The sequence below is a fragment of the Flavobacterium sp. genome (assembly GCF_044373165.1).
Classification (GTDB): Bacteria; Bacteroidota; Bacteroidia; order Flavobacteriales; family Flavobacteriaceae; genus Flavobacterium.
The window spans coordinates 19,802-27,347 of the sequence record NZ_JBILQL010000027.1 but is presented as its reverse complement, the minus strand read 5'-3'; the positions used below and the strand labels follow the sequence as shown (position 1 = coordinate 27,347).

General features: G+C 38.4%; 5 protein-coding genes and 1 tRNA gene. 2 read left to right on the top strand and 4 right to left on the bottom strand.

From position 1 onward, the window contains the following. Together ACIQ32_RS05625 and ACIQ32_RS05620 are read left to right on the top strand one after the other, a co-directional pair. Positions 1–86, top strand: a tRNA-Ser gene (locus tag ACIQ32_RS05625). A 493-nt stretch (positions 87–579) separates the two neighbouring features. Beyond that, entirely contained in the window at positions 580–1,275 is a 696-nt protein-coding gene (locus ACIQ32_RS05620; RefSeq protein ID WP_396194713.1) for a porin family protein, read from the top strand. Here ACIQ32_RS05620 and ACIQ32_RS05615 read toward each other — a convergent pair. The 4 genes from ACIQ32_RS05615 to ACIQ32_RS05600 form a co-directional block, all read right to left on the bottom strand. Then, positions 1,270–1,875: a hypothetical protein gene (locus ACIQ32_RS05615; protein ID WP_396194712.1), complete on the bottom strand. Its 606-nt coding sequence runs from the start codon at positions 1,873–1,875 to the stop codon at positions 1,270–1,272. The genes ACIQ32_RS05620 and ACIQ32_RS05615 overlap by 6 nt on opposite strands. Before the next feature lie 13 nt (positions 1,876–1,888). Further along, positions 1,889–3,355 (bottom strand): RNA polymerase factor sigma-54, encoded by a 1,467-nt coding sequence (gene rpoN, locus ACIQ32_RS05610; RefSeq protein WP_396194711.1) that lies wholly within the window; start codon positions 3,353–3,355, stop codon positions 1,889–1,891. A 102-nt stretch (positions 3,356–3,457) separates the two neighbouring features. Then, positions 3,458–4,903 (bottom strand): asparagine--tRNA ligase, encoded by a 1,446-nt coding sequence (asnS, locus tag ACIQ32_RS05605; protein WP_396194710.1) that lies wholly within the window; start codon positions 4,901–4,903, stop codon positions 3,458–3,460. Between the two features lie 59 nt (positions 4,904–4,962). Next, complete coding sequence (locus tag ACIQ32_RS05600) at positions 4,963–7,383, bottom strand: RND family transporter (protein WP_396194709.1); 2,421 nt, start codon at positions 7,381–7,383, stop codon at positions 4,963–4,965. Between the last annotated feature and the right edge of the window lie 163 nt (positions 7,384–7,546).

The window sequence follows — 7,546 nt, the reverse complement described above, 5'->3', positions numbered from 1 at the left end:
GAGAGGTGTCCGAGTGGTTGAAGGAGCAAGCCTGGAAAGTTTGTATGTGGGTAACTGCATCGAGGGTTCGAATCCCTTCCTCTCTGCGATGAAAACCGAAGCGAAAGCTTCGGTTTTCTTTTTACAGCAAAAAATTGGAAAGTTCACTTTCTAATTTTTTGCTGTAAAAAGAAAACAGCCATTGTAAATGGCTAGGTTTTCATCGACAGTATCCCCACTGCGGATCACCGCAGGTAATCCTGATTATTAAAGTCCACTTTCTAATTTTTTGCTGTAAAAAGAAAACAGCCATTGTAAATGGCTAGGTTTTCATCGACAGTATCCCCACTGCGGATCACCGCAGGTAATCCTGATTATTAAAGTCCACTTTCTAATTTTTTGCTGTAAAAAGAAAACAGCCATTGTAAATGGCTAGGTTTTCATCGACAGTTTCCCCACTGTGGATCACCGCAGGTAATCCCTTTCACTTTCCAATTTAAAGGAATTATTTATTTTCAATAGTTTATCGTGGAAACCGAAAATACAACGATTGTTTATTCCATTGAATTACCGTACATTCGCTCTACAGAAGTTTAGGCCATGAGAATCAAAATCCTTTTTTTACTCTTGTTTTCCGCATTAAGTACTTTTTCTCAAAATGTGGAAACCGATTTTGACGCACCTGATTCTTTATTTCGTGAAGATCAATTTTACTTCAATATTACTTATAATACTTTACAAAAACGTCCGGATGGTTTGAAGCAAAATAAATTCTCCCCCGGGTTTTCAGCCGGTTATTTGCGAGATATGCCTTTAAATTCGGCAAGAACTTTTGGGATTGCTGCAGGACTTGGTTATTCATTATCTGTTTACAATCAAAACTTGGGTATTTTTGAAAACAGTAGCACCACGACATATCAAATTTTAAATGCTGAAGGAGTTGCGGTTTCTAAAGATAAACTTTCACTACACTGTGTCGATTTACCCATAGAAATACGTTGGAGAAATGCTACTCCTGAAAGTCATAAATTTTGGCGAGTTCACCTTGGAGTTAAATTGAGTTATTTGGTGGCGAGTCATTATAAATTGGTCTCTACAGAAGGCAATTTGGTTAGTCGTAATTTAAGAGATTTAAACGATTTTCATTACGGATTGTATTTAACCACGGGCTGGAATACTTGGAATATTTATGCGTATTACGGATTAAACCCCGTTTTTAAGTCGGTTGCTAAAATTGATGGCCAATCTATCGATATGAACGCAGCTAATTTTGGTTTGATGTTTTACATCTTATAACCAAAGGTGAAATAAGCCTAGTTGGGGTATTATGCCACACAAAAAACCTATCATCAACTCTTTATTCGTATGCGCTTTCATTACCAAACGAGAGGAAGCTACTAAGCCGTTCAATACTACCAAAAACGCCACTAAACTCACAGTGTTCAATTCGTTTTTCAAACTTAACCCAATTACAAATACAGTTAAAGCACTGATGCCAATCATGTGAATACTTGCTTTTATTTTAGCATACAACAACAAAAAGCCCAAAGCAGCACTGATAATTCCGCCTAAGAAAAAATAATGAAGAGGTGGAAATACATCTGTTGTGATGCTTTTTTGGATTAAAACGGTCAGCAAGCAAATGTGTAAAATCAACGGAATCTTCCGATGCGATAGATCGGAAAGCATGATGCTGTCAATTTTGCCGAATGTACGCAAAAGGTAGAAAAAAGCGATAGGCAAAAAGAAAGTGATAATGATGACCTGCAGAAACAAGACTAAATATTGTCCGAAAGTCATATAACCCGAGTCGAGCCAAACAAAAAAAAGCGTTCCCAAAAGCGGAACAAAAATAGGGTGTAAGGCGTACGAGAAAAACGGAAGAAATTTTTTCAAGGCGATTTGGTTTTTAAATCTTCTTCCTCATTCTCGCCACAGGAATATCCAATAATTCGCGGTATTTGGCAATCGTTCTTCGGGCAATCGGATAGCCTTTTTCTTTTAAGATGTCTGCCAATTGATCGTCCGGAAGTGGTTTCGATTTGTCTTCTTCTTCGATTACCGTTTTGAGGATTTTTTTGATTTCAAGCGTAGAAACGTCTTCGCCTTGATCGTTTTTCATCGCTTCCGAAAAGAACTCTTTAATCAGTTTGGTGCCGTAAGGCGTATCCACATACTTGCTGTTCGCCACACGAGAAACCGTAGAAATATCCAAACCAACCATATCCGCTATGTCTTTCAAAATCATGGGTTTTAGTTTGGTTTCTTCACCGTCTAAAAAGTATTCTTGTTGGAAATGCATAATGGCATTCATCGTCACAAAAAGCGTTTCTTGGCGCTGTCTGATTGCATCGATAAACCATTTGGCCGAATCCAATTTTTGTTTGATAAACTGCACCGCATCTTTCTGTTGGTGTGTTTTGTCTCGCGAGTCTTTGTATGTCTGCAACATTTCCTGATAATCTTTGGAAACGTGTAACGTAGGTGCATTTCTGCCGTTCAAAGTCAACTCTAATTCACCGTCTACAATTCGGATGGCAAAGTCGGGCACAATTTGTTCCACCACACGGCTACTACTGTCAAAAGAACCACCCGGTTTTGGGTTTAGTTTTTCAATTTCCTCTATGCCTTTTTTCAAGCGTTCTTGGGTAATCTCGTATTTGTTGAGTAACTTTTCGTAGTGTTTTTTGGTGAAGGCGTCAAATTGGTTTTCAATAATGTCGATGGCCAATGCAACATATTCCGTTGGGGTTTTGTGTTTTAGTTGCAATAACAAACACTCTTGTAAATCTCGAGCACCAACTCCGGCTGGTTCTAATTCGTGGATAATGTGAAGGATTTTTTCCACCACTTTTTCATCGGTATAAATGCCTTGGGTAAAGGCCATATCATCCACCATATCAGCGATACTTCTTCTCAAATAACCGTCATCATCAATACTTCCCACCAAAAATTCGGCAATATCCCGTTGTTCATCCGTCAAAATAAAGGTATTCAACTGATTGATCAAATCCTGATGAAAACTTACCGGCGCTGCAAAAGGCATTTCACGGTCGTCATCGTCGTCGCTGTAATTGTTGGCCTGTAATTTATAATCGGGTGTTTCGTCGTCGCTTAAATATTCGTCAATGTTGATTTCGTCGGCTTCGATGCTGTCATTGTCATCAAATTCATCGTAATCATCATTGTTATCGAATTCGTCTTTCTCATACAATTCTTCCTCTTCTTTACCGCTTTCTAAAGCCGGATTCTCTACCAATTCCTCTTTGAGCCTTTGTTCAAAAGCTTGCGTAGGCAACTGAATTAACTTCATCAGCTGTATCTGCTGTGGAGATAATTTTTGGGAGAGTTTTAGATTTAGGAATTGTTTTAACATAAAAAAAGGTGCTGAGATACTAAGGCACTGAGTTTAATCGAATTAATTGATTGTTTTTTTAATCTTAGAACCTAAGTGCCTTAGCACCTTAGTCCCTTTTTATTAAAATTCTGCATTCTGAGGCGTTCTCGGAAACGGAATTACATCACGAATATTGCTCATTCCGGTTACAAAAAGTACTAATCTTTCAAAGCCTAATCCGAAGCCTGAGTGTACGGCCGAACCAAATCGACGTGTGTCTAAATACCACCACAATTCTTCTTCATCGATACCGATGGCTTTCATTTTTTCGACCAACACCTCGTAGCGTTCTTCTCTTTGTGAGCCGCCAACGATTTCTCCAATACCCGGAAACAAGATGTCCATAGCGCGAACGGTTTCTCTGCCCGGCTCGGTATTGTCGTTCAGACGCATGTAGAAGGCTTTAATTTTGGCTGGATAATCAAACAAAATTACCGGACATTTGAAGTGTTTTTCTACTAAGAAACGCTCGTGTTCCGATTGTAAATCGGCACCCCATTCTTCAATTAAATATTGGAATTTCTTCTTTTTATTCGGAGTAGAATCTCTTAAAATGTCTATCGCTTCCGTGTAAGATACGCGTTTAAAGTCATTGTTCAACACAAAGTTCAACTTTTCTAACAAAGCCATTTCGCTGCGTTCCGCTTGTGGTTTTTGTTTTTCTTCGTCTAACAATCGACCTTCCAAAAATTTCAAATCATCGGCACATCTTTCTACAGCATATTGGATTACAAATTTGATGAAGTCTTCCGCCAAATCCATATTGTCGATCAAATCGTTAAACGCTACTTCCGGCTCAATCATCCAAAACTCGGCTAAGTGACGTGAAGTGTTAGAGTTTTCCGCACGGAATGTTGGTCCGAAAGTATAAATCTGACCCAATGCCATCGCAAAAGTTTCCCCTTCTAACTGACCGGAAACGGTTAAATTGGTGTGTTTTCCGAAGAAATCTTTTTTGTAATCGATTTGTCCGTCTTCCGTTCTTGGCAAACTGTCTAACGGTAAAGCGGTTACTTGGAACATTTCGCCGGCACCTTCAGCATCGGCACCGGTGATGATTGGTGTATTGACATATACAAATCCGCGTTCTTGAAAGTAAGTGTGAACGGCATGAGCCAATACAGAACGCACACGCATGATGGCTCCGAACGCATTGGTACGAACTCTTAAATGCGCATTTTCTCTTAAAAATTCCAAAGAGTGTTTTTTAGGTTGCATAGGGAATTTCTCCGCATCGCAGTCACCAAGGATTTCTAATTGGGCAACTTGGATTTCATATTTTTGTCCGGCACCCTGACTTTCAACCAATTGTCCGGTTAAAGCCACTGCTGTTCCGGTATTGATTCTTTTCAGAGTTTCTTCCGATGTGTTTTCAAAATCGACTACACATTGTAAATTATGGATCGTTGAACCATCGTTCAAAGCAATAAATTGGTTGTTTCTAAAAGTTCTTACCCAACCTTTTACGGTTACTTCATAATTCGTTTTATCGCTGCTCAGTAAGTCTTTTACTTTTGAATGTCTCATTTAAATATCAGATATTAAATTGTAAATAGTAGATTGTATAATCTTAACGCAAATATAAATTATTTATTGTTTTTTTCTAACGCATCAATCTCTTCATCAGTATGTTCTAATATGTCGATGGTTGGTTCTGGTAATTCTTGTTGGTTGGCCAATGTTTTGTTTAACGAAAGCACTAACGAAGGCAATAATACAAGGTTCGAAAGCATTCCGAAAGAAAGCGTCAAGGCTACCAATCCGCCTAAAGCTACTGTTCCGCCAAAGCTGGACAACATGAATACTGAAAATCCGAAGAACAATACGATAGAGGTATAAAACATACTAATACCGGCATCATCAAAAGTGGCAAAAACCGATTTTTTGATTTTCCAATCGTTGCGCGACAATTCCAATCGGTATTGTGCCAAGAACCGTAGTGTATCGTCCACAGACATTCCAAAGGCAATTCCGAATACCAATAACGTTGACGGTTTTAGCGGAATCCCTAAAAAGCCCATTAAACCGGCGGTCATGATTAGCGGTAATAAATTCGGTATAATAGACACCAAAACCATTTTAAAAGAACGGAACATAATAGCAACCAATCCTCCGGTTAAGAAAAAGGCAAACAACAAAGACGACAGTAAGTTGTCGAGCAAATATTTTGTGCCTTTTTGGAATACCGATGGCTTTCCGGTGATGATTACTTCATATCTGGGTGAAGGGAAAAGTTTGTCGACTTTATTGCGGATATGTGCTTCAATGGCTTCCATCTTTTCGCCGTTTTCGTCTTTGATAAAAGTGGTCATGCGGGCGACACTACCATCTGAAGAAATATAACTTTTAAGTTGGTTGTCTTTGGTGCCTTTAATGGAATTCTTGATATAAGGCAATAAAAACATTTCTTCATTTGAAGACGGTAAGGCATAAAAATCGGGATTGCCGTTGTAATAAGCTTGGTTGAAACTTTTGGCGATGTTAACAATCGATAAGGGTTTTGAAAGCTCGGGAACATCGATGATGGTTTGTTCCAATTCTTCCATTCTACGCAAGTTGCTGCCTTTCATGGCACCGTTTTTTCGCTTGGTATCAATCATGATTTCCAAAGGCATTACGCCATCGAACTCTTTTTCAAAGAAGCGTATGTCTTCAAAAAAAGCGGTTTTCTTGGGCATATCTTCGATAATACTTCCGGAGATTTTGATTTTATTGATGCCGACTATACCAAAAACCAACAAACAAATCGACGTAATGTAAACGCCCAAGCGGTTGTATTTTACGGTGTTGACAATCCATTTTAAAAAGGTAGTCAACGATTCGCGCTCTAAATGGCCTAAATGTCGCGGTATTGGCGACGGAATGTAACTGAAAAATATCGGAATAAGCAATAAGCTTAAACTGTAAATCGCCAAAATGTTAATGGTAGTAATTACTCCGAATTCTCTCAACAAAACATTATTAGTGGCTATAAAAGTGGCAAATCCAACTGCTGTAGTAATGTTGGTCATCAAAGTTGCCGTTCCTGTTTTGGTAATCACCCGTTGTAAAGCTTTCGCTTTGTTAGCATGTTTATGGTATTCCTGATGGTATTTGTTGATGAAGAAAATACAATTTGGTATTCCGATAACTATGACCAAAGTGGGTACTAATGCAGTTAATACTGTAATTTCATAACCTAATAATCCCATTAATCCAAAGGACCACATTACCCCAATCATTACCACTATCAGAGAGATTAATGTAGCTCGGAAAGAGCGGAAAAAGTAAAAGAAAATCAACGCAGTGATTAGCAATGCAGCGCCAATGAACAGGCCAATTTCATCGATGATGGTTTTAGCGTTTAAAGTTCGGATATACGGCATGCCCGATGCGTGGAGGTCGATTTGAGTTGCCTTTTCAAATTTTTCAATGGCCGGAATCAAATCGTTTAAAACGTAATCTTTTCGGGCTTTGGTGTTTACAATTTTCTTGTCAAGGTAAATGGCCGAACGAACAGCGCCGGTTTTTTTATTGAACAACAATCCTTCATAAAACGGCAATCGGGTAAACAATTCGGTTTTGATGGCTTTCAGGTAGTTTTCATCCTGAACTTTATTTGAATCTACCAAAGGCTTGAGTTCGAAAGTCTCTAACGAATCGTTTTTGGTAAGTTTTTGCAAGTTGTCAACCGAAACCACCAAACTTACTTCTTTGTGTGATTTGATGGTTGTCATTAATTCGCTCCAAGCTTGGTAAACTTTTGGTGTAAAAAGGCGATTGTCTTTGGTGGCAATGACAATCAAATTGCCTTCTTCGCCAAATTTATCCAAGAATTTTTGATAGTCGACATTGACTTTATCATCGGCCGGAATCAGATTGGCCTCGGTTTGGGTAAAACGAATGTTTTTCCATTGCATTGAAAGGAGCACGGTAATCAGAATAATACCGCCCAAAATGACAATTCTGTTTCTCAGAATAATTCGGGCCACCAATTCCCAAAAACCAATACCTAACAACTTTTTCATAAAACCTAAAATGGGTTGCAAAGGTAATCAAAACCTCAAAAAATTCGGATGATATAGAGTAAAGTTTTCTTAATTTTTGCTTTAATTTTAATGCTGATTTTAATTAATAGTTATCGATGTAAAAAAAGTTAAAAAAATACGTGGCTTTTTAGCATCTTTGTAA